This is a genomic window from Pseudomonas fluorescens (assembly GCF_001708445.1).
GTDB lineage: Bacteria > Pseudomonadota > Gammaproteobacteria > Pseudomonadales > Pseudomonadaceae > Aquipseudomonas > Aquipseudomonas gorinensis.
The window spans coordinates 1,890,600-1,914,008 of record NZ_CP015637.1; the positions used below are offsets into that span (position 1 = coordinate 1,890,600).

The 23,409-nt window shown below is 59.5% G+C and carries 19 protein-coding genes; 15 read left to right on the forward strand and 4 right to left on the reverse strand.

Translation table 11 applies throughout. From position 1 onward, the window contains the following. The first annotated feature begins 99 nt into the window (after positions 1–99). The 4 genes from A7317_RS08605 (at position 100) to A7317_RS08620 (ending at position 4,431) form a co-directional block, all read left to right on the forward strand. Positions 100–819: an oligogalacturonate-specific porin KdgM family protein gene (locus A7317_RS08605; RefSeq protein ID WP_024074288.1), complete on the forward strand. Its 720-nt coding sequence runs from the start codon at positions 100–102 to the stop codon at positions 817–819. 16 nt (positions 820–835) lie between these two features. Beyond that, positions 836–2,113: a histidine-type phosphatase gene (locus A7317_RS08610; protein ID WP_024074289.1), complete on the forward strand. Its 1,278-nt coding sequence runs from the start codon at positions 836–838 to the stop codon at positions 2,111–2,113. 69 nt (positions 2,114–2,182) lie between these two features. Next, complete coding sequence (locus tag A7317_RS08615; protein WP_041160877.1) at positions 2,183–3,469, forward strand: histidine-type phosphatase; 1,287 nt, start codon at positions 2,183–2,185, stop codon at positions 3,467–3,469. A 47-nt stretch (positions 3,470–3,516) separates the two neighbouring features. Further along, on the forward strand, positions 3,517–4,431 hold the full coding sequence (locus A7317_RS08620; protein WP_069075579.1) for a DUF808 domain-containing protein: 915 nt from the start codon (positions 3,517–3,519) through the stop codon (positions 4,429–4,431). Positions 4,432–4,486: 55 nt separating this feature from the next. Here the strand turns inward: A7317_RS08620 and A7317_RS08625 are convergent, their stop codons facing one another. Together A7317_RS08625 and A7317_RS08630 are read right to left on the reverse strand one after the other, a co-directional pair. Further along, entirely contained in the window at positions 4,487–5,275 is a 789-nt protein-coding gene (locus A7317_RS08625; RefSeq protein WP_024074292.1) for a VacJ family lipoprotein, read from the reverse strand. Next, positions 5,268–6,566 (reverse strand): serine protein kinase PrkA, encoded by a 1,299-nt coding sequence (locus A7317_RS08630; RefSeq protein WP_024074293.1) that lies wholly within the window; start codon positions 6,564–6,566, stop codon positions 5,268–5,270. Before A7317_RS08630 ends, A7317_RS08625 begins: the two co-directional genes overlap by 8 nt. A gap of 236 nt (positions 6,567–6,802) precedes the next feature. On the opposite strand from A7317_RS08630, the gene A7317_RS08635 reads away from it, so the two are divergent. Then, positions 6,803–7,171 (forward strand): hypothetical protein, encoded by a 369-nt coding sequence (locus tag A7317_RS08635; RefSeq protein ID WP_024074294.1) that lies wholly within the window; start codon positions 6,803–6,805, stop codon positions 7,169–7,171. Between the two features lie 66 nt (positions 7,172–7,237). Here the strand turns inward: A7317_RS08635 and A7317_RS08640 are convergent, their stop codons facing one another. Beyond that, complete coding sequence (locus tag A7317_RS08640; RefSeq protein ID WP_069075580.1) at positions 7,238–8,791, reverse strand: glycosyl hydrolase family 17 protein; 1,554 nt, start codon at positions 8,789–8,791, stop codon at positions 7,238–7,240. Positions 8,792–9,123: 332 nt separating this feature from the next. Here A7317_RS08640 and A7317_RS08645 point away from each other — a divergent pair, with 332 nt between their 5' ends. The 3 genes from A7317_RS08645 to A7317_RS08655 all read left to right on the forward strand — a co-directional run bounded on the left by A7317_RS08645 (position 9,124) and on the right by A7317_RS08655 (position 12,197). Further along, entirely contained in the window at positions 9,124–9,975 is an 852-nt protein-coding gene (locus A7317_RS08645; protein WP_024074296.1) for a glycine betaine ABC transporter substrate-binding protein, read from the forward strand. 255 nt (positions 9,976–10,230) lie between these two features. Next, entirely contained in the window at positions 10,231–10,542 is a 312-nt protein-coding gene (locus A7317_RS08650; protein WP_024074297.1) for a DUF485 domain-containing protein, read from the forward strand. Next, a complete protein-coding gene (locus A7317_RS08655) occupies positions 10,539–12,197 on the forward strand; it encodes a cation acetate symporter (RefSeq protein ID WP_024074298.1) in 1,659 nt (552 codons plus the stop codon). Before A7317_RS08650 ends, A7317_RS08655 begins: the two co-directional genes overlap by 4 nt. 239 nt (positions 12,198–12,436) lie before the next feature. Here the strand turns inward: A7317_RS08655 and gltA are convergent, their stop codons facing one another. Continuing rightward, positions 12,437–13,726 carry a citrate synthase gene (gene gltA / locus A7317_RS08660; RefSeq protein WP_003222994.1) on the reverse strand — a complete coding sequence of 430 codons (1,290 nt, stop codon included), beginning with the start codon at positions 13,724–13,726 and terminating at the stop codon, positions 12,437–12,439. A 332-nt stretch (positions 13,727–14,058) separates the two neighbouring features. On the opposite strand from gltA, the gene sdhC reads away from it, so the two are divergent. The 7 genes from sdhC to lpdA all read left to right on the forward strand — a co-directional run bounded on the left by sdhC (position 14,059) and on the right by lpdA (position 23,222). After that, on the forward strand, positions 14,059–14,469 hold the full coding sequence (gene sdhC, locus A7317_RS08665; protein ID WP_172831341.1) for a succinate dehydrogenase, cytochrome b556 subunit: 411 nt from the start codon (positions 14,059–14,061) through the stop codon (positions 14,467–14,469). Next, on the forward strand, positions 14,463–14,831 hold the full coding sequence (gene sdhD, locus A7317_RS08670) for a succinate dehydrogenase, hydrophobic membrane anchor protein (RefSeq protein ID WP_024074300.1): 369 nt from the start codon (positions 14,463–14,465) through the stop codon (positions 14,829–14,831). Before sdhC ends, sdhD begins: the two co-directional genes overlap by 7 nt. Before the next feature lie 3 nt (positions 14,832–14,834). Further along, positions 14,835–16,607, forward strand: coding sequence for a succinate dehydrogenase flavoprotein subunit (gene sdhA, locus A7317_RS08675; protein ID WP_024074301.1), 1,773 nt, complete (start codon positions 14,835–14,837; stop codon positions 16,605–16,607). Positions 16,608–16,618: 11 nt separating this feature from the next. Next, a complete protein-coding gene (locus A7317_RS08680; RefSeq protein ID WP_024074302.1) occupies positions 16,619–17,323 on the forward strand; it encodes a succinate dehydrogenase iron-sulfur subunit in 705 nt (234 codons plus the stop codon). Between the two features lie 261 nt (positions 17,324–17,584). Further along, positions 17,585–20,416: a 2-oxoglutarate dehydrogenase E1 component gene (locus A7317_RS08685; RefSeq protein ID WP_024074303.1), complete on the forward strand. Its 2,832-nt coding sequence runs from the start codon at positions 17,585–17,587 to the stop codon at positions 20,414–20,416. A 44-nt stretch (positions 20,417–20,460) separates the two neighbouring features. Beyond that, the gene (odhB, locus tag A7317_RS08690) at positions 20,461–21,684 is read left to right on the forward strand and encodes a 2-oxoglutarate dehydrogenase complex dihydrolipoyllysine-residue succinyltransferase (protein WP_024074304.1); all 1,224 of its coding nucleotides are present in this window, start codon (positions 20,461–20,463) and stop codon (positions 21,682–21,684) included. 101 nt (positions 21,685–21,785) lie between these two features. Next, positions 21,786–23,222 (forward strand): dihydrolipoyl dehydrogenase, encoded by a 1,437-nt coding sequence (gene lpdA, locus A7317_RS08695; RefSeq protein ID WP_024074305.1) that lies wholly within the window; start codon positions 21,786–21,788, stop codon positions 23,220–23,222. The last annotated feature ends 187 nt before the right edge of the window (positions 23,223–23,409 follow it).

A 23,409-nucleotide genomic window follows, 5' to 3' on the forward strand; every position in this document is an offset into this window, starting at 1 on the left:
CTTGGTTTCACCCGTTCCGAGTCATCGGAAGCCGTACCGCTGTGCGCGTAAAACAGCAAAGTTGTCGTGTCATCCACAATAAAAATAACAGGTAAAAACATGAAGAAATTGAGCGCTGGACATCATAAGAAAGCATTAAGGCGATATTCGTTTATTGGTCTGGTCATTGCCTCTAGCACCACCCAGGCGCTGGAACTGGACTACCAGCACCAGTATTCGGAAGTGGAGCGTGAGCATAAGGACAAGGTGATGCTGACCCAGGCCCTGGACAATGGCCTGGCGTTCTCCTTCGAAGCGGTGATGGCCACCGCGCCTGACAGCGACGGCCAGCCGGGCAAGGCGTTTTCGCGGCTGACCAAGGACGAACTCAAGGCCAAGGTCAAGTACAGCCACAAGTTGGGGGCCAAGTGGAAGGTCAAGCCCAAGTTCACCTATGCCGACGGCAAGGATAAGAAATCCTATAAGCCGTCGTTGAAAGTATCCTATGCCATCACTGATAAGTTCTCCATTACCCCGGGGTATTACCACAAACTCACGCGGTATGACGAAGAGGGCAAGGCGGATAAACACGACGATGCGCTGGAGTTGGGCGCCAAGTACAAGTTTGGCCTGTTGTCGGTCGGTGTCGGGCGCAAGCAGATATACAGCAATCAGATTGTCTTCGACGGTACACGCCAGAATTACAGCAATAAGCTGCTGTTCGAATACAAACTCACCAACTACTTGACCCCATACCTGGAAGTGGCCGACGTGTATGTCGACAAGAACACTGACCAGCGCCAGGCCCGCTACCGCGTGGGCTTCTCCTACGAATTCTGATGAAAGGAACCTGAGCATGACCCTATTCAATCGTATGGGCCTGGCTGCGGCTGCGCTGACGCTATGCACCGGCCTCCAGGCTGCCGAAGCCAGCCATTACGTGCTGGAAAAAGCCGTGCAGGTCAGCCGCCATGGCGTGCGCTCACCCACCGATACCGACAAGCTGGTCAAAGCTACCGGCCGTGCCTGGACCCCATGGCTGGTGCAGGATGGCGAACTGACCGGCCATGGCTACCTGGCCGCCAGTTACATGGGCGCCTGGCAAGCGGCGTATTACCGCGATGCCGGCCTGTTGGCCAGTGGCTGTCCGCAAGCTGGGAGCCTGGTCGCCGTGGCCAGTCCCAAGCAGCGCACGCGTTCCACCGCCGCCGCGCTGCTCGATGGCATGTTCCCCGGCTGCGGCGAAAAAGCCCTTGCACGCAACAAGCCAGACCCGTTGTTCCAGACAGATGAAATGCCTTTCGCCAAGATCGACCCGGCCATCGCCAAGGCCCAGATCCTGCAAGCCCTGGGCGGTAACCTGCAAGCCGCCGAGGAGCGCCTGCGCCCGGACCTGGAGCGCCTGAAAAACGCGGTGTGCGAAGTGGGCAAGGCGTGCCCGTTCTTCGACACGCCATGGGCCTTGAAAGAAGGGGATGGCGGGCGGTTCAAGATCAAGGGGCTGGATAAGGCGTCGTCGATGGCCGAGACCATTCGCCTGCAGTACAGCGAGGGCATGCCCCTGACCGATGTCGCCTTCGGCCATGCTCGCGATGCTGCGCAAGTCTCGGCCCTGGGGCGTCTGCACCGGGCCAAATACGACTTCATCAACGACACGCCGCACATTGCCAGCCGTGGCGGCTCGCAGTTGATGAACCAGATTGTGCTGGCCCTGGAACAGGGCACTCCCTTGGAGAAAAATGATCCGCTGGGCAACCCGCCGCCGGCGCGCCTGTTGATGCTGGTGGCCCACGACACCAATATCTCGCACCTGCGCACGATGCTCGGGTTTACCTGGCAACTTGGCGAGTATCAGCCGGGCAATATCCCGCCCACCGGCACCTTGGCGTTCGAGCGCTACCGCGACACCCAGACCGGTGAGCGCTTTATCCGCACGCGGTTTATCACCCAGGGCATGGATCAGATACGCGCCCTGCAACGTCTGGGGCCTGAGCATCCACCGTTGCAAGCCGACTTCGATCAGCCAGGCTGCCAGCACACCGCTGTTGGTACCCTGTGCCCGATGGCGCAGTTTGTCGAGCGCACGGGTCGCGCCATTGACCGCACGGCGCTGACCGCTTACCGCTATCCCTGATCCGGCATGGCCATTCCCGTTCGTCCAGCGTGGGAATGGCCCTCCGTAGACCCGACACAGGACACCGTTATGTTCGCTTGCTTCGTACGATTGACCCCCTTGTTACTGGCCGGTCTGGTTTCACTCCAGACCCAGGCCGCGCCCGCCGACGGTTTTGTGCTGGACAAGGTGGTGCAGGTCAGCCGCCACGGCGTACGCCCGCCCACCGACAGTGCGAAACTGGCCAAGGTCACCGGTCGCGGGTTGCCCAATTGGTCGGTGCCGGATGGGCATTTGACCGGCCACGGTTACGCAGCGGCCGTGGAGATGGGCCGCTATCGTGGCCAGGTCTTGCGCGCCGCCGGCCTGCTGCCCAATGGCTGCCCGGCGCCCGGTGAAGTGTTTGTGCGCGCCAGCCCCCTGCAACGCACCCAGGCCACGGCGTCGGCGTTGCTCGATGGCCTGTTTCCTGGCTGCGGGTTGCAACCGAGCGTGGTGCAGGGCGATAAGGATGCGCTGTTCCAGGCCGACAAAATGCCTTTCGCTCGCCTGGACCCGCAGCGCGCTGAAGACAGCGTGCTGGCCCGCATGGGCGGTAGCGTGGCCGGTGCTCAAGCCCGTTACCACGAGGCTGAACAGCAATTGCGCAAGGTGATCTGCGGTACGTCCGGCGCGTGTGCCTACGCGGCTGAGCCTTGGCAATTGACCCAGGATGAAGACGGTCGCCTGGCGATCAAGGGGTTGAACACCCAAGCCAACCTCGGCGAGACCTTTCGCCTGGAGTACAGCGAAGGCTTGCCGCTGGATCAAGTCGCCTTTGGCCATGGGCGCAGTGCGCAGCAGGTGTCTCAACTGACTGCGCTGACCAAGGCCAAGTACGACTTCATCAACGACAGCCTGTACATCGCCAGCCGCGGTGGTTCGCAACTGATGAACCAGATTTCCCTGGCGCTCAAACAAGGCACGCCACAGGCCGCCCCGGACCCCTTGGGCATGCCGCCCGACGCGCGTTTCACCCTGCTGGTGGCCCATGACACCAATATTTCCTACCTGCGCACGCTGCTGGGGTTTCGCTGGACCCTGGGGGACTACCTGGAGGGCAATATCCCGCCGGTGGGCAGCCTGCAATTCGAGCGCTACAAGCAGGTCGCGAGCGGGCGCTATTTCCTGCGGGTGGCGTTCGAGGCGCAGTCCCTGGAGCAGATTCGTCAGTTGACGCCGTTGTCGATGTCTCAGCCGCCGTTACACGCCGATATGGCCGGTGCTGAGGGCTGTGTCGACACAAACGCGGGCGTACTGTGTCCATTAGCCAGTGCCTTGCAACGGCTGGATCGAAACATCGATCGCACCGCGCTGACGCCTTACCACTATCCATAACCCCCCGAGCCTCCTATCCTCGGCAAAACTTTTCCGAGGAGCGGAACATGGCAGGAAGCAGCTTACTGGTACTGATCGACGACATCGCCGCCGTCCTCGACGATGTCGCCCTGATGACCAAGATGGCCGCCAAGAAGACCGCCGGCGTGCTCGGCGATGACTTGGCGCTCAACGCCCAGCAAGTTTCCGGTGTGCGCGCCGAACGGGAAATTCCGGTGGTGTGGGCGGTGGCCAAGGGCTCGTTTATCAACAAGTTGATCCTGGTGCCCACTGCGCTGTTGATCAGTGCCTTCGCGCCCTGGGCGGTGACGCCGTTGTTGATGCTCGGCGGCGCCTACCTGTGTTTCGAAGGCTTTGAGAAACTCGCGCATAAATTCCTGCACAGCAAAGCTGAAGACCAGGCCGAACACACGCAATTGGTCGAAGCCGTGGCCGACCCGGCAACCGATCTGGTGGCCTTTGAAAAGGACAAGATCAAAGGGGCGATCCGCACCGACTTTATCCTCTCGGCGGAAATCATCGCTATTACCCTCGGCACCGTGGCCGATGCGCCCTTGATGCAACAGGTGATCGTGCTGTCGGGCATTGCCATTGTCATGACCATCGGCGTCTACGGACTGGTGGCCGGTATCGTCAAGCTGGATGACTTGGGCCTGTGGCTCACCCAGAAGCCCGGCCAGATGGCGCGCAGTATCGGCGGCGGGATCCTGCGGGCGGCGCCGTACATGATGAAGAGCTTGTCGGTGATAGGGACGGCGGCGATGTTCCTGGTCGGCGGCGGCATCCTGACCCATGGCGTGCCGGTGGTGCATCACTGGATCGAGGGCGTGAGCCAGAGCACCGGTGGATTGGCGTGGTTGATGCCGACGTTACTGAATGCGGTGGCGGGGGTTATCGCTGGGGCGCTCGTATTGGCGCTGGTCAGCGTGGTGGGCAAGATCTGGAAAGCGCTCAAGGCATAAATCGCCGACACAAAAAAAGGCCATTCAATCGAATGGCCTTTTTTGTCGGCGTTATTTACTCGGCAATCTGCAACTTGCGTGATTCGGTATAGATGTAGCGCACCTTCTCGTACTCGAACGGCGAGTTCATCTGACCGTAGCGGAAGCTGGTCTGGTAGCGCTTGTCCACGGCACGCAGGGCCCAGATTTCCGGGTGGTTGGAGCTGACTTCGGAGACGTTCAGGAAGTTGATCTCGGTTTCGGCACCGTAGTCGACGATCAGGCCGGTGGTGTCGCGCAGGTTCGACGGGCCGAAGATCGGCAGCACCAGGTAGGCGCCGCCGGGTACGCCGTAGAAGCCCAGGGTCTGGCCGAAGTCTTCGCTCTGGCGCGGCAGGCCCATGGCGGTAGCCGGGTCCCACAGGCCGGCGATGCCGATGGTGGTGTTGAGCAACAGGCGCCCGGTGGTTTCCAGGGAGCGATGGCCCTTGAGCTGCAACAGGCTGTTCAACAGATTGGGGACGTCGCCCAGGTTGTTGAAGAAGTTGCTCACGCCGGTCCGCAGGAAGCTTGGCGTGACGTAGCGGTAACCGTCGACCACCGGCAGGAACACCCATTGGTCGAAGCGGTAGTTGAAGTGGTAAACGCGGCGGTTCCACGACTCCAGCGGGTCATACACGTTGAGTGCGGTGAGCGACGAACGCTCGAACTCGCGTTGGTCCAGGCCCGGGTTGAACTTGAGTTTGGTCAGCGGTTCCTTGAAACCGTCGGAATCTACTACGGTCGGTGTGTGGGCCTTGCTGTTGTCGGCATTGGCCACGCCTGCGCACATTAAAGCGGCGAGCAGAAGAAGATATTTAGCCACGGAAGAACTCCAGCATGGCGTCGGCGTTGACGCGGTAATTGAGGTTGCCGCAGTGGCCGCCCAGTGGGTAGACGGTCAAGCGATCGCCGAAGGTTTTACGTAGGAAACCGAGGTCGCCGGGGCCCAGGATCACGTCGTCGGCATTGTGCATGACGGCAATTTTCGGGCTGTCGTGCAGGTAGTCCTTGAGGGCGTACAGGCTGACCTGGTCAACCAGTTGCAACAGACTGCCGCCATCGGAGCGGGCGCGCCACATCGGGATTACCTGCTCAGTGAGGTAGCAGTCGAAGTCGCATTGCAGCGCACGCTTGAGGAATGGCGTGAGGCTGGTGCCTTCGGTGATCGGGTACTTCGGCGGGATGATCAGGCCGCGGCGGTTGATCAGGTCCGAGGTGAAGGCGATGTCGGCCGCCGAGAAGCGAAACGAGGTGCCGATCAGCATGGCCATCTGTTCGTTGGTCAGGTGCTGCTTGGAGTTCTGGAAGTCGTAGAGCAGGGCATCGTTGAGGTCGATGTAGCCCTTTTGCTGGAAGTAGCGGGTCAGTTTATTCAGCACCAGCTCATAGAAAGTGGTGGTGTTGTTGATGCCCTTGACCTCGGTCTGTACCAGCTTGTCGAGGTTGGTGACCGAGGTATACAGGTTGACCGGTGGGTTAAGCAGCAGCACTTTCTTGAAGTTGAAGCTGCGACGGGTCTCGTCGAGCTTGCTGACAAACGCCGCGTCCAGGGCGCCAAGGCTGTAGCCGGTAAGGTAGAAGTCGGTCACCGGCAGCGAGGCGTTCTGTGCGCGCACGGCCTGCATCACGCGGTACATATCTTCGGCATCTTCCTGGCTGATGCCGGGGGTGGCGAAGCGCGAAGCCGAGGCGATGAAGTCGAAGCTGGTCGGCGAAGACAATTGCACCACGTGGTAGCCGGCCTGGTAATACAGCTTTTTCAGGTACTCGTTGATGCTGCTGTCAAAGCGCGCGCCGGTGCCGGCGATCAGGAAGATCAGCGGCGCGGCGCGATCCTGCTTGGCGATGCGGTAGGTCAGTTTCTTCACCGCCCAGAAATTGTCGGGCAGGCTGAATTCGCGCTCGGGGCGCATGTTCAGGGTGTAGTCGGACTGGTTGATCTCGTCGTCGGTCGGCAGTTTGGGCCGAAGGTCAGGCGGGGTGGTGGCGATGGTCGCTTCGAACGGGTTCGTCAAAGGGAAGCCATAGCTGGCTTGGTCAATGTCGACGGCCAGTGCTGACGCACTCAAAAATAGGCTGCCCAGCAAGGCAGCACAGCGCAAGGAACGGAGCATGACTTAATCCCTAAGAGGAAACGTGCTGAATGAAGTTCGCAGGCTATGACCACCGCGTTGCCACCGAAGTGCCAGCCTTCGGCACGAAAAGTCGGAAAAAAACGTCGGAATCGGGGTAATAGTCGGCAGACGATACACTTTGCCACGTATTGGTGAACACTAATTGTGTGTATGTATCTTGCTAACGGCCGCTGGCGCATTAAGCTGAGCGCCGTTTTTGCCTTTCGGAGTGCTCCATGTCCCGCCGCTTGCCGTTGATCCTGCTGCTTATCGCCCTGCCGTTATGGCTGGCTGCCAGTTATGCCGCACGTTACGGCTTCATGGAGGATGGCCAGTGGGTTGGCATCTGTGCCGATGAGGCCAGCCGTTGGGAATGCCAGGTGCGGTCGAACCTGGGCTTGATGATTCACTTCAAAGTGATGGGCTGGGCTGCGTTGGTGACCTCGGTGCTGGCGTTTTTCGTGCCGGGTCGTGCGGGGTGGGGCTTGGCCGTGTTGGGCCTGGTGTTCGGGTTCCCGGCCCTGGCGTTGTACAACACCACGTTTGCGGTGTTTGCGGTAGTGATTGCGGGGTTGCGGTTGGTCAGGCAGCCGCGGGGCGCCTGATAGGGCTGATCCGAAGCGTAGCCCCCTCCCACATTTGTAAGGAGAGGGCGACAGCCGATGGCGGTCTTAAGCCTTGCGCATCCGCAAGCACCGCCACAAGGCCACTACCATCAACACGCTGACCAGCGCCCAGCCCCATGCCTGCTGGTTGAACAGCCCTTCGCGGTACAGCTGCGGCGCAATGCCGGCACCGATGATAAAGGTCAGCAGGGCAATTTCCCGGCGCGGCCCGGTCACCGGGCGAACCAGATAGACCAAGGCGGGCAGTACCAGCGCGGCACTTGGGAAGCTGCGATAACGGGGGTCGAACACCAGTGCCAGCATCATCACCGCGCCCGCGAACCCGGCCGTCGCCACCAGCCAACCGGCGCGGTGCTCCAGCCAGTCGAAGGCACGCGCGCGCCAACCATGGCGAGTGCTCAGGGCCAGGGTAGCATGGGCCAGCACCAGCAGGTTCAGCGCCACCAGCAAGCCGGCCCATACCCACTCATCATTAAAGCGTGCGGTCACGCGGGTGAGTTCGGCCCAGGTGCCGATAGAGCAGGCCGCGACGCCCCCCAGCAGCGGCAACAACCAGGCAGCGCAGGTGCTGCGGACGCGGCCACCGAGCACCAGGGTGCCCAGCAGGATAAGCCCGCCCATGCCCAGCCATAGTGGCCAGTACGGCACATTGGTCACCGGGCCAGCAAGGATGCCCTTGTCCTGGCGATCCGCATCGAACAGGCCCCAGTAACCGCCTACGGCGCCTTCGCTGGCGCGCTTCCACGGTTGGTCGAAGGCTTCGATCAGGTTGTAGCGCCAGCCGTTGGCCTCAGCCATGGCGACAAAACCACGCATGAACTTGGCTTCATTGACTCGGCTCGGCACGGCGGTTTCGCGCTGGCGGCCTTCGCTCGGCCAGCCGGTCTCGCCGATCATCACGTCCTTGGGGGCGAACTTATTGCCGAAGGTCTGGCGCACATCCCCTACATGCTTGAGCGCCTGGTCGATGCCCGACGGGTCATCTTCCCAGTACGGCAGCAGGTGAATGGTCAGGAAATCCACCGCCGGGGCGATTTCCGGGTGTTGCAGCCAGAACTCCCAGACATCGGCGTAGGTGACCGGCTGCTTGATCTGGCTTTTGACTTTATGGATCAGCTTCACCAACTGCGCGGCGGTGACTTCCTTGCGCAGCAGGGTTTCGTTGCCGACGATCACCGAGGTCACCACGTCGGCGTTGGCATTGGCCGAGGCGATCAGGGCGTCGACTTCTTTCTCGGTGTCGACGGGGTTGCTGTTGACCCAGGCGCCGATCATCAACTTCAACCCATGCTTGCGCGCCAGGTCCGGCAAGGCTTCCAGGCCGGTCATGGAATAGGTACGGATGCATTCGAAGCGGGTGGCGAGCAGGGCCAGGTCGGCGTCCATGCGCTCGGGGCGCAGCGTGAACGGCTGGTCGAACGGCGATTGGTCCTTGTCGAATGGCGTGTAGGACGCACATTGCAGCTTGTGGCTGGCGCTGGCGACGTCCGGCAGGACCACCGGCCGGCCGAGGCCATACCAGTAGCCGACAAGGGCAAGCACGGCAAGGATCAGGGCGAAGCAATAGGGCAGGGCAGGGAAGCGGGCATTGGCGGGCATGGTCGGCTTATCTGGGGGAGCAAAGGCGCGCATCTTACCCGGATTTAGCCCGTCCCAGTGCAGCAGCATAATTTTGACATGCAAAGTTCGGGCGGGATTGTGGCGCTATGTCCTACAAAATGACTTGCTGGCGATGTGATGTCGTTTCTTGCTTACCTGAGGTCGCGGACAGAGCAGGTCGAAGATTGGCGCAGGTTGATGATCGAAGTGTCAGCACTCCACTGATGTCGCAACAGCCGAATCGATGCGCGTGAAGGGGGCGCGGTGCACCACATAACAACAGGTTGACGTCGCTCGGCATCCGTCGGGCGCAGCACTTTCGGGGAAGTACTATGAAGATGCGACGACTCTTGGGCGCAGCTGCCACTCTGGTAGTTGCGATGGGCTCCACACTGGCCAGCGCCGACAGCAAGACCCTGAGCATCGGCTACGTGGACGGCTGGTCCGACAGCGTTGCCACCACCCATGTGGCGGCAGAGGTCATCAAGGAAAAGCTCGGTTATGACGTGAAACTGCAAGCGGTCGCCACCGGGATCATGTGGCAGGGTGTGGCCACCGGCAAGCTCGACGCCATGCTCTCCGCCTGGCTGCCCGTGACGCACGGTGAGTACTGGGCCAAGAACAAGGACAAAGTGGTCGACTACGGCCCCAACTTCAAGGATGCGAAGATCGGCCTGATCGTGCCGGAGTACGTCAAGGCCAAGTCCATCGAAGACCTCAAGACCGATACCACCTTCAAGAACAAGATCGTTGGGATTGACGCCGGTTCAGGCGTGATGCTCAAGACCGACGAAGCCATCAAGGCTTATGGCCTGGACTACAAGCTGCAAGCCAGCTCCGGCGCCGCAATGATCGCCGAACTGACCCGTGCCGAAGACAAGCAGGAATCCATCGCGGTCACCGGTTGGGTGCCACACTGGATGTTCGCCAAGTGGAAACTGCGTTTCCTGGACGATCCAAAAGGGATTTATGGTGCTGCTGAAACCGTCAACAGCATCGGCAGCAAGGGCCTGGAGAAGAAAGCGCCGGAAGTCGCGGCCTTCCTGAAGAAATTCCAGTGGGCCTCCAAGGACGAAATCGGCGAAGTCATGCTGGCCATTCAAGAGGGCGCCAAGCCTGATGCAGCGGCCAAGGATTGGGTTGCAAAGCACCCTGAGCGTGTAGCCGAGTGGATCGGTAAGTAACAGACCCTGATATACCTTTGTGGGAGGGGGCTTGCCCCCGATGGCAATCTGTCAGCTATCGATGTGCTGGCTGACACACTGTCATCGGGGGCAAGCCCCCTCCCACATTAATTTCATCCCTTGCAAATCCTCCTGCATTCTCCCGATCCCTCGCTACACTCGATCTAAGACTAAGGTCGTCTGGAACCTCTACGGCAGCCGCATACAGTGGATACGTTCCAATAATAAAAAAGCTGTGCTGCGAGGATAAAAACAATGAACGACAGCATTTACCTCTCGATTCAAAACAGCCCGCGCTTCAAGGAGCTGGTGAGAAAAAGGGAAAGGTTCGCCTGGATTCTCTCGGCGATCATGCTAGGGCTTTACTCCGGATTCATCCTGTTGATCGCCTACGGGCCGCAAATACTGGGCGCTAAACTCAGCCCCGGTTCATCCATCACCTGGGGAATCCCCATCGGTGTCGGGCTGATTGTCTCGGCCTTTGTGCTCACCGGCATCTACGTGCGACGCGCCAACGGCGAATTCGACGACCTGAACAATGCGATTCTCAAGGAGGCTGCGCAATGATCCGTCGTCTATTGGCTGTATTCGGCGCTTCGGTCTTCGCGCCCGCTGTCTGGGCGGCGGATGCATTGACCGGTGAAGTGCACAAACAACCGCTGAATATTCCAGCGATCCTGATGTTCGTGGCCTTTGTCGGCGCGACATTGTGCATTACCTATTGGGCATCCAAGCGCAACAAGTCGGCGGCCGACTACTACGCGGCCGGCGGCAAGATCACCGGTTTCCAGAACGGCCTGGCGATTGCCGGCGACTATATGTCGGCCGCGTCCTTCCTGGGGATTTCCGCACTGGTCTATACCTCTGGCTACGATGGCCTGATCTACTCGATCGGCTTCCTGGTGGGCTGGCCGATCATTTTGTTCCTGATCGCCGAGCGCCTGCGTAACCTGGGCAAATACACGTTTGCCGACGTGGCGTCCTACCGCCTCGGGCAAACCCAGATCCGCAGCCTGTCGGCGTGTGGCTCGCTGGTGGTGGTTGCGTTCTACCTGATTGCGCAGATGGTTGGCGCGGGCAAGCTGATCCAACTGCTGTTCGGCCTGGATTACCATGTGGCGGTGATCCTGGTGGGTATCCTGATGTGCATGTACGTGCTGTTCGGCGGCATGCTGGCAACCACCTGGGTGCAGATCATCAAGGCCGTGCTGCTGTTGTCCGGTGCCTCGTTCATGGCGCTGATGGTGATGAAGCACGTCAACTTCGACTTCAACATGCTGTTTTCCGAGGCGATCAAGGTTCACCCTAAAGGTGAGGCGATCATGAGCCCCGGCGGTTTGGTGAAAGACCCGATCTCGGCATTGTCCCTGGGCCTGGCGCTGATGTTCGGTACTGCCGGCCTGCCGCACATCCTGATGCGCTTCTTCACGGTGAGCGATGCCAAGGAAGCGCGTAAGAGCGTGCTGTATGCCACTGGCTTTATCGGCTACTTCTACATCCTGACCTTCATCATCGGCTTCGGCGCGATCCTGCTGGTCAGTACCAACCCGGCGTTCAAGGATGCGGCAGGTGCCTTGCTGGGCGGTAACAACATGGCGGCGGTGCACCTGGCCAATGCGGTGGGCGGCAGTATCTTCCTGGGCTTCATCTCGGCCGTGGCGTTTGCCACCATCCTGGCAGTGGTAGCCGGCTTGACCCTCGCGGGTGCCTCGGCGGTGTCCCATGACCTGTACGCCAGTGTGATCAGGAAAGGCAGGGTCAACGAGAAGGACGAGATCCGCGTCTCGAAGATCACCACCATCGCCCTGGCGGTGCTGGCTATCGGCCTGGGTATCCTGTTCGAAAGCCAGAACATTGCGTTCATGGTCGGCCTGGCGTTCTCCATCGCCGCCAGCTGTAACTTCCCGGTGTTGCTGCTTTCCATGTACTGGAAGAATCTCACCACCCGTGGCGCGATGATCGGCGGCTGGTTGGGCCTGGTCAGCGCGGTGGGCCTGATGATCCTGGGGCCAACCATTTGGGTCTCGATCCTGCACCATGAGAAAGCGATCTTCCCGTATGAATATCCGGCGTTGTTCTCGATGATCATTGCGTTCATCGGTATCTGGTTCTTCTCCATCACCGACAAGTCGGCGGCGGCAGTCAAGGAACGTGCGCTGTACTTCCCGCAGTTTGTGCGTTCGCAGACTGGCCTGGGGGCGAGTGGGGCGGTTTCTCACTAAGGTAGTCGCTGGATAAGGAAATGCCCCGGTCGAAAGGCCGGGGCATTTTTTTTCTGGGGTTCCGGGTTGTCTGTACCAATGTCATCGGGGGCAAGCCCCCTCTCACCGTTAACCGAGTACATCATTTGGAATGCAGTTCAATGTGGGAGGGGGCTTGCCCCCGATGGCGGTAGACCAGGCGGCACAAACAAAAACGGCCTCCACTGAGGGAGGCCGTTTTCGGTGCAACTAAGCGATGCTTACTTGCGATCTTCCAGCTTGGTGATGTCACGCGACTCGTAGCCGGTGTACAGCTGGCGCGGGCGGCCAATCTTGTACGGGCTGGAGAGCATTTCTTTCCAGTGGGAGATCCAGCCCACGGTCCGCGCCAGGGCGAAGATCACGGTGAACATGCTGGTTGGAATGCCGATCGCCTTGAGGATGATCCCCGAGTAGAAGTCGACGTTCGGGTACAGCGAGCGTTCGATGAAGTACGGGTCGGTCAGGGCGATCTCTTCCAGGCGCATGGCCAGTTCGAGTTGCGGATCGTTGTTGATGCCCAGTTCCTTCAGCACTTCGTCGCAGGTCTGCTTCATGACGGTGGCGCGTGGGTCGCGGTTCTTGTAGACCCGGTGACCGAAGCCCATCAACTTGAACGGATCGTTCTTGTCCTTGGCCTTGGCGATGAACTTGTCGATGTTCGAGACATCGCCGATTTCATCGAGCATGGTCAGTACGGCTTCGTTTGCACCGCCGTGGGCAGGGCCCCACAGTGCGGCGATACCGGCGGCAATACAGGCGAACGGGTTGGCACCCGAAGAGCCCGCCAGGCGCACGGTAGAGGTGGAGGCGTTCTGCTCGTGGTCGGCGTGGAGGATGAAGATCCGGTCCATTGCCTTGGCGAGTACCGGGCTGATCGGTTTGATCTCGCACGGGGTGTTGAACATCATGTGCAGGAAGTTTTCCGCGTACGTCAGGTCGTTGCGCGGGTACATCATGGGTTGCCCCATGGAGTACTTGTAAACCATTGCGGCCAGGGTCGGCATCTTGGCAACCAGGCGGATCGCGGAAATTTCGCGATGCTGCGGGTTATTGATGTCGAGGGAGTCGTGATAGAAGGCAGACAGGGCGCCAACCACACCGCACATGACGGCCATCGGGTGGGCGTCGCGGCGGAAGCCGTTGAAGAAGGTCTTCAACTGCTCGTGAACCATGGTGTGGTTCTTGACGGTGCTGACGAACTGGGCTTTTTGCTCGGCTGTTGGCAGTTCGCCATTTAGCAGCAGGTAGCAGGTTTCCAGGTAGTCCGATTTTTCAGCCAGTTGCTCGATCGGGTAGCCCCGGTGCAGCAAAATGCCATTATCGCCATCGATATAGGTGATCTTCGACTCGCAAGAGGCGGTCGACATGAAGCCTGGGTCGAAAGTGAAACGGCCCGTGGCCGTCAGGCCCCGTACGTCGATAACATCGGGACCAACGGTGCCGGTTAAAATGGGCAGCTCGACGGGGGCTGCGCCCTCGATGATCAACTGCGCTTTTTTGTCAGCCATGTGGCCTCCTATTTATGCTTCAAATCATCAGACAGACCCCCCACGCAGGGCCCGCACCACTATAGTGAGATAAATTCAGATGTCAATTTGCCTAAAGTCTTGCTCCAGAAGGCTTTAACCGTACTTTTTCCTCGAAATTGACTGCCATTTACGCCTTTTATCCCTCCAGCGCAATCCGCTATTAGGGTGAGGTGCGCGCGTTGTCATTAGTAACCTAACTGTCTATACTCGGCCACCGACCGCCAAGGGCTTTTGGGCTTGCTTTCATTGGGGGTCGCACTCCCTGGGTGGTGCTTACCTGACCAGTGCACTCCCCTACAACTTTGCCCTGATTGTTAGGGGCTCTTCAGTGTGAAAAAAAAGCCGTGAAGAATAGCCAACGACCTGTAAACCTTGACCTAAGGACCATCAAACTCCCCATCACCGGCGTTACGTCGTTCCTGCACCGTGTTTCCGGCATCATCCTGTTCCTGGGCCTGGGCATCATGCTTTATGCATTGAGCAAATCCCTGGGTTCCGAGGAAGGTTATGCCGAGGTGAAGGCATGCTTGACCAGCCCGCTGGCCAAGTTCGTAGCATGGGGCCTCCTGTCCGCTCTGCTTTATCACCTGGTAGCCGGCGTGCGCCACTTGATTATGGATATGGGCATCGGTGAGACGCTGGAAGGCGGCCGCCGCGGCTCGAAAATCGTCATCGCCATTTCCGTGGTGCTGATCGTTCTGGCAGGAGTTTGGATATGGTAACCAGCGTAACGAATCTGTCGCGTTCGGGCCTCTATGACTGGATGGCACAGCGTGTGTCTGCGGTCGTTCTCGCGGCTTATTTCATTTTCCTGATCGGATACCTCGTCGCAAACCCGGGCATTGGCTATGAGCAATGGCACGGGTTGTTTTCCCACAATGCGATGCGAATCTTCAGTCTGCTGGCCCTTGTAGCCCTGGGCGCTCACGCCTGGGTCGGCATGTGGACCATCGCGACCGACTACCTGACGCCGATGGCGCTGGGCAAGCCCGCGACCGCAGTACGGTTTCTCTTCCAGGCAGTATGCGGCGTCGCGATGTTCGCTTACTTCGTCTGGGGTGTGCAGATTCTTTGGGGTATCTGATCCATGGCTAACATTCCAACTATTTCCTTCGACGCCATCATTATTGGTGGTGGCGGTGCTGGCATGCGCGCAGCGCTGCAGCTGGCTCAGGGTGGTCACAAGACTGCCGTGATCACCAAGGTGTTCCCGACGCGTTCCCATACCGTATCGGCCCAGGGTGGCATCACCTGCGCCATCGCGTCTGCCGACCCGAACGATGACTGGCGCTGGCACATGTACGATACCGTCAAGGGTTCCGACTACATCGGTGACCAGGATGCTATCGAATACATGTGTCAGGAAGGCCCGGCCGCGGTGTTCGAGCTGGACCACATGGGCCTGCCGTTCTCCCGTACCGAGCAGGGCCGTATCTACCAGCGTCCATTCGGCGGCCAGTCGAAGGATTACGGTAAAGGCGGCCAGGCTGCCCGTACATGCGCCGCCTCCGACCGTACCGGTCACGCGTTGCTGCACACCCTTTATCAGGGCAACCTGAAAGCCGGCACCACGTTCCTGAACGAGTACTACGCGGTTGACCTGGTGAAAAACCAGGACGGCGCATTCGTCGGCGTGATCGCCATCTGCATCGAAACCGGTGAAACCACCTATATCCGCGCCAAGGCGACTGTTCTGGCGACCGGTGGTGCAGGCCGTATCTACGCTTCGACTACCAATGCCCTGATCAACACCGGTGACGGCGTCGGCATGGCACTGCGTGCAGGCGTGCCGGTACAGGACATCGAAATGTGGCAGTTCCACCCGACCGGTATTGCCGGCGCTGGTGTACTGGTTACCGAAGGTTGCCGTGGTGAAGGTGGCTACCTGATCAACAAGAACGGCGAGCGTTTCATGGAGCGCTATGCTCCGAACGCGAAAGACCTTGCCGGTCGTGACGTTGTAGCCCGTTCGATGGTCAAGGAAATCATTGCCGGTAACGGCTGTGGCCCGAATGGCGACCACGTGCTGCTCAAGCTCGATCACCTTGGCGAAGAAGTGCTGCACAGCCGCCTGCCAGGTATTTGCGAGCTGTCCAAGACGTTCGCGCACGTTGATCCGGTCGTTGCCCCGGTTCCGGTTGTTCCGACTTGCCACTATATGATGGGCGGTGTTCCGACCAACATTCATGGCCAGGCGATCACCCAGAACGCAGACGGTGTGGACGAGATCATCCATGGTCTGTTCGCCGTGGGCGAAGTGGCTTGCGTATCGGTTCACGGCGCCAACCGCCTGGGCGGCAACTCGCTGCTCGACCTGGTGGTATTCGGTCGTGCTGCTGGCCTGCACCTGGAAAAGGCGCTGACCGACGGCATCGAATACGATGACGCTACCGACGCCAACATCGAAGCGGCCCTGGCACGTCTGACCGCTCTGAACGAGCGTACTGATGGCGAGGACGTGGCTACCCTGCGTCGCGAGCTGCAAAGCTGCATGCAGAACTACTTCGGTGTATTCCGTACTGGCGAATACATGCAGAAGGGTATTGCCCAGCTGGCTGACCTGCGCAAGCGTATCGCCAACGTCAAGATCAACGATAAGAGCCAGGCGTTCAACACCGCTCGTATCGAAGCCCTTGAGCTGCAAAACCTGCTGGAAGTGGCCGAAGCGACTGCGATTGCCGCTGAGGTTCGTAAGGAATCCCGTGGTGCTCACGCTCGTGAAGACTATGAAGATCGCGACGACGAGAACTGGCTGTGCCACACCCTGTACTTCCCGGGTGAAAAGCGCGTTGCCAAGCGTGCCGTGAACTTCTCGCCGAAGACGGTTCCGACGTTTGAACCGAAGATTCGGACTTACTAAGGGTGGCTGCCATGTTGAAAGTCAGTGTTTATCGCTACAACCCTGATCAGGACGCTGCGCCGTTCATGCAGGAGTTCCAGGTCGATACCGGTGGTAAAGACCTGATGGTGCTGGATGTATTGGCCCTGATCAAAGAGCAGGACGAAGGTTTCTCCTATCGTCGCTCTTGCCGTGAAGGTGTGTGCGGGTCCGACGGCATGAACATCAACGGCAAGAACGGCCTGGCGTGCATCACGCCGCTGTCCGCCGTTGTTAAAGGCAACAAGCTGATCGTTCGTCCACTGCCAGGTTTGCCGGTTATCCGTGACCTGGTCGTCGATATGAGCATCTTCTACAAGCAATACGAGAAAGTTAAGCCATTCCTGCAGAACGACACGCCGGCTCCGGCCATCGAACGTCTGCAGTCCCCGGAAGAGCGTGAAAAGCTCGATGGCCTGTACGAGTGCATCCTGTGCGCTTGCTGCTCGACGTCGTGCCCATCCTTCTGGTGGAACCCGGACAAGTTCCTGGGCCCAGCCGCTCTGCTGCAAGCGTACCGCTTCCTGGCAGACAGCCGTGACACCAAGACTGCCGAGCGTCTGGCTTCACTGGATGACCCGTTCAGCGTATTCCGCTGCCGCGGGATCATGAACTGCGTCAACGTATGTCCCAAAGGCTTGAACCCGACTAAAGCCATTGGTCACATCCGTAACATGTTGCTGCAAAGCGGCGTGTAACTGACGTTGTAGCAAAGCAGGACCGTTGTGCCCGTAAATGCTGCGGCGCAGGCTTCAACCGGCGCCGTAGTTTTAACTTGAGCAGCGACTTACAAAGCCGCGGCTCTTATTTTGAAGAAATGAGACAAGCAGGGGCATTCGGGTTGGTACCCGAACTATCAGCGTGATCCTAAGTGGCTTGTTTTGGTCGCTGCACTTGGCCTTTTGCAAGCAAACTCGGTGTTTTCGCCGGTGGTGTCCCCAAATCGAGGGTGACCAAGCATGCAAGAAAGCGTGATGCAGCGCATGTGGAACAGCGGCTATCTTTCAGGTGGTAACGCTGCCTATGTGGAAGAGCTTTATGAGCTCTACCTGCACGACCCTAACGCTGTGCCAGAAGAATGGCGCACCAAATTTCAGACGTTGTCTTCAGACGGCAACGCTGCCACCGATGTATCGCACGCAACAATTCGCGATCAGTTCGTGCTGCTGGCAAAGAACCAGCGCCGCGCCCAGCCGGTTTCCGCCGCAAGCGTGAGCAGTGAGCACGAGAAGAAGCAAGTTGAAGTACTGCGACTGATCCAGGCCTACCGTATGCGTGGCCACCAGGCGGCCCAGCTCGACCCGCTGGGGCTCTGGAAGCGTCCTGCACCTGCAGACCTGTCGATCAATCATTACGGCTTGACCAATGCCGATCTTGATACGACCTTCCGTGCCGGCGACCTGTTCATCGGCAAAGAGGAAGCGAGCCTACGCGAAATTCACGAAGCGTTGCAGCAGACATATTGCCGCACCATCGGCGCTGAGTTTACGCACATCACCGATTCCGAACAGCGCCACTGGTTCCAGCACCGCCTCGAAGGCGTGCGTGGCCGTCCGGTGTTGTCCGCCGATGTGCGCAGCCACCTGCTTGAGCGTGTGACCGCAGCCGAAGGTCTCGAAAAATACCTGGGCACCAAATACCCGGGCACCAAGCGTTTCGGCCTGGAAGGCGGCGAGAGCCTGATTCCGATGCTCGATGAGCTGATCCAGCGTTCCGGTTCCTACGGCACCAAGGAAATCGTGATCGGCATGGCCCACCGTGGCCGCTTGAACGTGCTGGTCAACACCTTTGGCAAGAACCCGCGCGAGCTGTTCGACGAGTTCGAAGGCAAGAAGAAGGTCGAGCTGGGTTCCGGTGACGTTAAATACCACCAGGGCTTCTCGTCCAACGTGATGACCACCGGCGGTGAAGTTCACCTGGCCATGGCCTTCAACCCATCCCACCTGGAAATCGTTTCTCCAGTGGTCGAGGGTTCTGTCCGTGCTCGCCAGGATCGTCGTAACGATTCCACCGGTGAAAAGGTCCTGCCGATTTCCATCCACGGTGACGCGGCATTCGCCGGTCAAGGCGTGGTCCTGGAAACCTTCCAGATGTCGCAGACTCGCGGCTTCAAGACCGGCGGCACCGTTCACATCGTCATCAACAACCAGGTGGGCTTCACCATCAGCAACCCGTTGGACGCGCGTTCCACCGAGTACGCCACCGACGTTGCCAAGATGATCCAGGCGCCGATCCTCCATGTGAATGGTGATGATCCGGAAGCCGTGCTGTTCGTGACCCAACTGGCTGTCGACTACCGCATGCAGTTCAAGCGTGACGTGGTGATCGACCTGGTTTGCTACCGCCGTCGCGGTCACAACGAAGCCGATGAACCAAGCGGCACCCAGCCGTTGATGTACCAGCAGATCACCAAGCAGCGCACCACCCGTGAGCTGTATGCCGAAAGCCTGATCAAGGCCGGTATCGTTGATGATGCGCGTGTTCAGGCGAAGATCGATGAATACCGCAACGCGCTGGACAATGGTCTGCATGTAGTAAAAAGCCTGGTCAAAGAGCCGAACAAAGAGCTGTTCGTTGATTGGCGTCCGTACCTGGGTCACACCTGGACGGCGCGTCACGACACCTCGTTCGATCTGAAGACCCTGCAGGAACTGTCCGCCAAGCTGCTGGAAATCCCGGATGGCTTCGTGGTTCAGCGCCAGGTTGCGAAGATCTACGAAGACCGTCAGAAGATGCAAGCCGGCGGCCTGCCGATCAACTGGGGTTATGCCGAAACCATGGCGTACGCGACCCTGGCGTTCGAAGGTCACCCGATCCGCATGACCGGCCAGGACATCGGCCGTGGTACGTTCTCGCACCGTCACGCGGTATTGCACAACCAGAAAGACGCGGGCACCTACATCCCGTTGCAGAACCTGTACGAAGGCCAGCCACGTTTCGACCTGTACGATTCGTTCCTGTCCGAAGAAGCTGTACTGGCGTTCGAATACGGTTACTCGACCACTACGCCTAACGCGCTGGTGATCTGGGAAGCCCAGTTCGGCGACTTCGCCAACGGCGCACAAGTGGTGATCGACCAGTTCATCACCAGCGGTGAGCACAAGTGGGGCCGTCTGTGCGGTCTGACCATGCTGCTGCCACACGGTTATGAAGGTCAGGGCCCGGAGCACTCCTCGGCCCGTCTGGAGCGTTACCTGCAGCTGTGCGCCGAGCACAACATCCAGGTGTGCGTGCCGACCACCCCGGCGCAGATCTACCACTTGCTGCGTCGCCAGGTGATCCGCCCGCTGCGCAAGCCGCTGGTAGTGCTGACCCCGAAATCGCTGCTGCGTCACAAATTGGCCATCTCGACCCTGGAAGATCTGGCGGATGGTTCGTTCCAGACCGTGATTCCAGAAATCGATACGCTGGACGCCGCCAAGGTCACTCGCCTGATCCTGTGCAGTGGCAAGGTCTACTACGATCTGCTGGAAAAACGCCGTGCCGAAGGCCGCGAAGACATCGCCATCGTGCGTATCGAGCAGCTTTACCCGTTCCCGGAAGATGACCTGATGGAGATCATCGCGCCTTACACCAACCTCACGAATGTCGTGTGGTGTCAGGAAGAACCGATGAACCAGGGCGCGTGGTACAGCAGCCAGCATCACCTGCGTCGCAGCATCGGTAACCACAACAAGGCCCTGGGCCTGGAGTATGCCGGTCGTGATGCTTCTGCTGCACCTGCTTGTGGTTATGCGTCGATGCACGCCGAGCAGCAGGAAAAACTGCTGCAAGATGCTTTCACTGTTTAACGCCTTCGCGCTGACTGAAACCGAATTTTAAGGACCCACAGATAATGGCTATCGAAATCAAAGCCCCGTCATTCCCGGAATCGGTTGCCGATGGCACCGTTGCCACCTGGCACAAGAAACCGGGCGAGGCCGTCAAGCGTGACGACCTGATCGTCGACATCGAGACTGACAAAGTCGTACTGGAAGTGTTGGCCGAAGCCGACGGCGTCCTGGGCGCAATCGTTGCCAACGAGGGCGACACCGTCCTGTCCAACCAGGTCCTGGGCTCGATCGAAGAGGGCAGTGCCGCCGCCGCTCCAGCCGCCGCTGCACCGGCTGTCGCTGCTTCGGCTCCAGCTGCCGCACCGGCTGCTGGTGGTGAAGACCCAATCGCTGCCCCGGCTGCGCGTCAGCTGGCGGAAGAAAACGGCATCAACCTGGCTTCCATCAAAGGCACTGGCAAAGACGGCCGTGTGACCAAGGAAGACGTGGTTGCTGCAGTTGAAGCCAAGAAAAACGCTCCGGCTGCCGCGCCTGCCAAGGCTGCTGCCCCAGCTGCCGCTGCGCCTGTGTTCGCTGCCGGCGACCGCACCGAGAAGCGCGTACCGATGACCCGCGTGCGTGCCACCGTGGCCAAGCGCCTGGTTGAAGCCCAGTCGAACATGGCGATGCTGACCACGTTCAACGAAGTCGACATGACCGAAGTCATGGCCCTGCGTTCGAAGTACAAGGATCTGTTCGAGAAGTCCCACAACGGCGTGCGCCTGGGCTTCATGTCGTTCTTTGTGAAAGCGGCCACCGAAGCGCTGAAGCGCTTCCCGGCAGTCAACGCTTCCATCGACGGCAGCGACATCGTCTACCACGGCTATGCAGACATCGGCGTTGCCGTGTCCAGCGACCGTGGCCTGGTGGTTCCGGTTCTGCGTAACGCCGAGCTGATGAGCCTGGCTGAAATCGAAGGCGGCATCGCCGGCTTCGGCAAGAAGGCCCGTGACGGCAAGCTGACCATCGACGAGATGACCGGTGGTACCTTCACCATCACCAACGGTGGTACCTTCGGTTCGATGATGTCGACACCGATCGTCAACCCGCCACAAGCCGCAATCCTGGGCATGCACAACATCATCCAGCGTCCGATGGCCATCAACGGCCAAGTCGTGATCCGCCCAATGATGTACCTGGCGCTGTCGTACGATCACCGCCTGATCGATGGTAAAGAAGCCGTGACTTTCCTGGTGACCATCAAGAACCTGCTGGAAGACCCGGCTCGTCTGCTGCTGGATATCTGATAGAAGCAGCTGCAGGCCTCGAGTGACAGGCTGCCGGAGAAGGCAGCCGGGCTTGGGGCTTGCGGCTTGAAAGCTTGCTGCTAAATAGAGGAACTATTTTCATGTCGCAGAAATTTGACGTTGTAGTGATTGGTGCAGGCCCTGGCGGCTATGTTGCCGCCATCAAGGCCGCACAATTGGGCCTCTCGACTGCTTGCATCGAAAAATACACCGACAAGGAAGGCAAACTGGCATTGGGCGGTACCTGCCTGAACGTTGGTTGCATTCCTTCCAAGGCGCTGCTGGACAGCTCCTGGAAATTCCACGAAGCGCAAAGCGGTTTTGCCATCCACGGCATCAACCACGCTGGCGTGACCATGGACGTACCCGCGATGGTCGGCCGTAAAGCCAACATCGTCAAAGGCCTGACCTCTGGCGTTGCGACCCTGTTCAAGGCCAACGGCGTCACTTCCCTGCAAGGCCACGGCAAACTGCTGGCCGGCAAGAAAGTTGAAATCACCAAGCCAGATGGTTCGGTAGAAATCATCGAAGCCGAGAACGTGATCCTGGCGCCAGGTTCGCGTCCAATCGACATTCCACCGGCACCTGTTGACCAGAAAGTCATCGTTGATTCGACTGGCGCCCTGGAATTCCAAGCCGTGCCTAAGCGCCTGGGTGTGATCGGCGCTGGCGTGATCGGCCTGGAGCTGGGTTCCGTCTGGTCCCGCCTGGGTTCCCAGGTCACCGTGCTCGAAGCCCTGGACACGTTCCTGCTGGCCGCCGACACCGCGGTGTCCAAGGAAGCGCTGAAAACCCTGACCAAGCAAGGTCTGGACATCAAGCTGGGCGCTCGCGTGACCGGCTCGAAGGTTAACGGCGAAGAAGTCGTTGTGACCTACACCGACAAGGATGGCGAACAGACCATCACGTTCGACAAGCTGATCGTCGCCGTGGGTCGCCGTCCAGTGACCACCGACCTGCTGGCTTCCGACAGCGGCGTGAACATCGACGAGCGTGGCTTCATCCACGTTGACGATCACTGCGCTACCACCGTTCCTGGCGTCTACGCCATTGGCGACGTGGTTCGCGGCATGATGCTTGCGCACAAGGCTTCCGAAGAAGGCATCATGGTTGTCGAGCGCATCAAGGGCCATAAAACCCAGATGAACTACGACCTGATCCCATCGGTTATCTACACCCACCCGGAAATTGCATGGGTCGGCAAGAACGAACAGCAGTTGAAAGCTGAAGGCGTTGAAGTTAACGTCGGCACCTTCCCGTTTGCCGCTTCTGGCCGTGCCATGGCAGCCAACGACACCGGTGGTTTTGTCAAAGTCATCGCTGATGCCAAGACTGACCGCGTATTGGGCGTCCACGTGATTGGCCCAGGCGCAGCAGAGCTGGTTCAGCAGGGCGCAATCGGTATGGAATTCGGCACCAGTGCCGAGGACATCGGCATGATGGTCTTCTCCCATCCGACCCTGTCCGAAGCGTTGCACGAAGCCGCGCTGGCAGTGAATGGCCATGCCATCCACATCGCCAACAAGAAGAAGCGCTGAACGAGATAATAAGAAACCACGGCGGTTGCCCGTCGTGAGCCTTGCGCGCAAGACTCACCGCGGAATATCCGCTGGACGCAGTCTTGCGCAGCTTGACCGGGCCCAAGTCCGGCAAGTTGCGTAAGCAGCAGTCACAGGTGGCGCGGCACTCATAATGAGCGCAGCGCCGAATGCGCAGTACCTAACG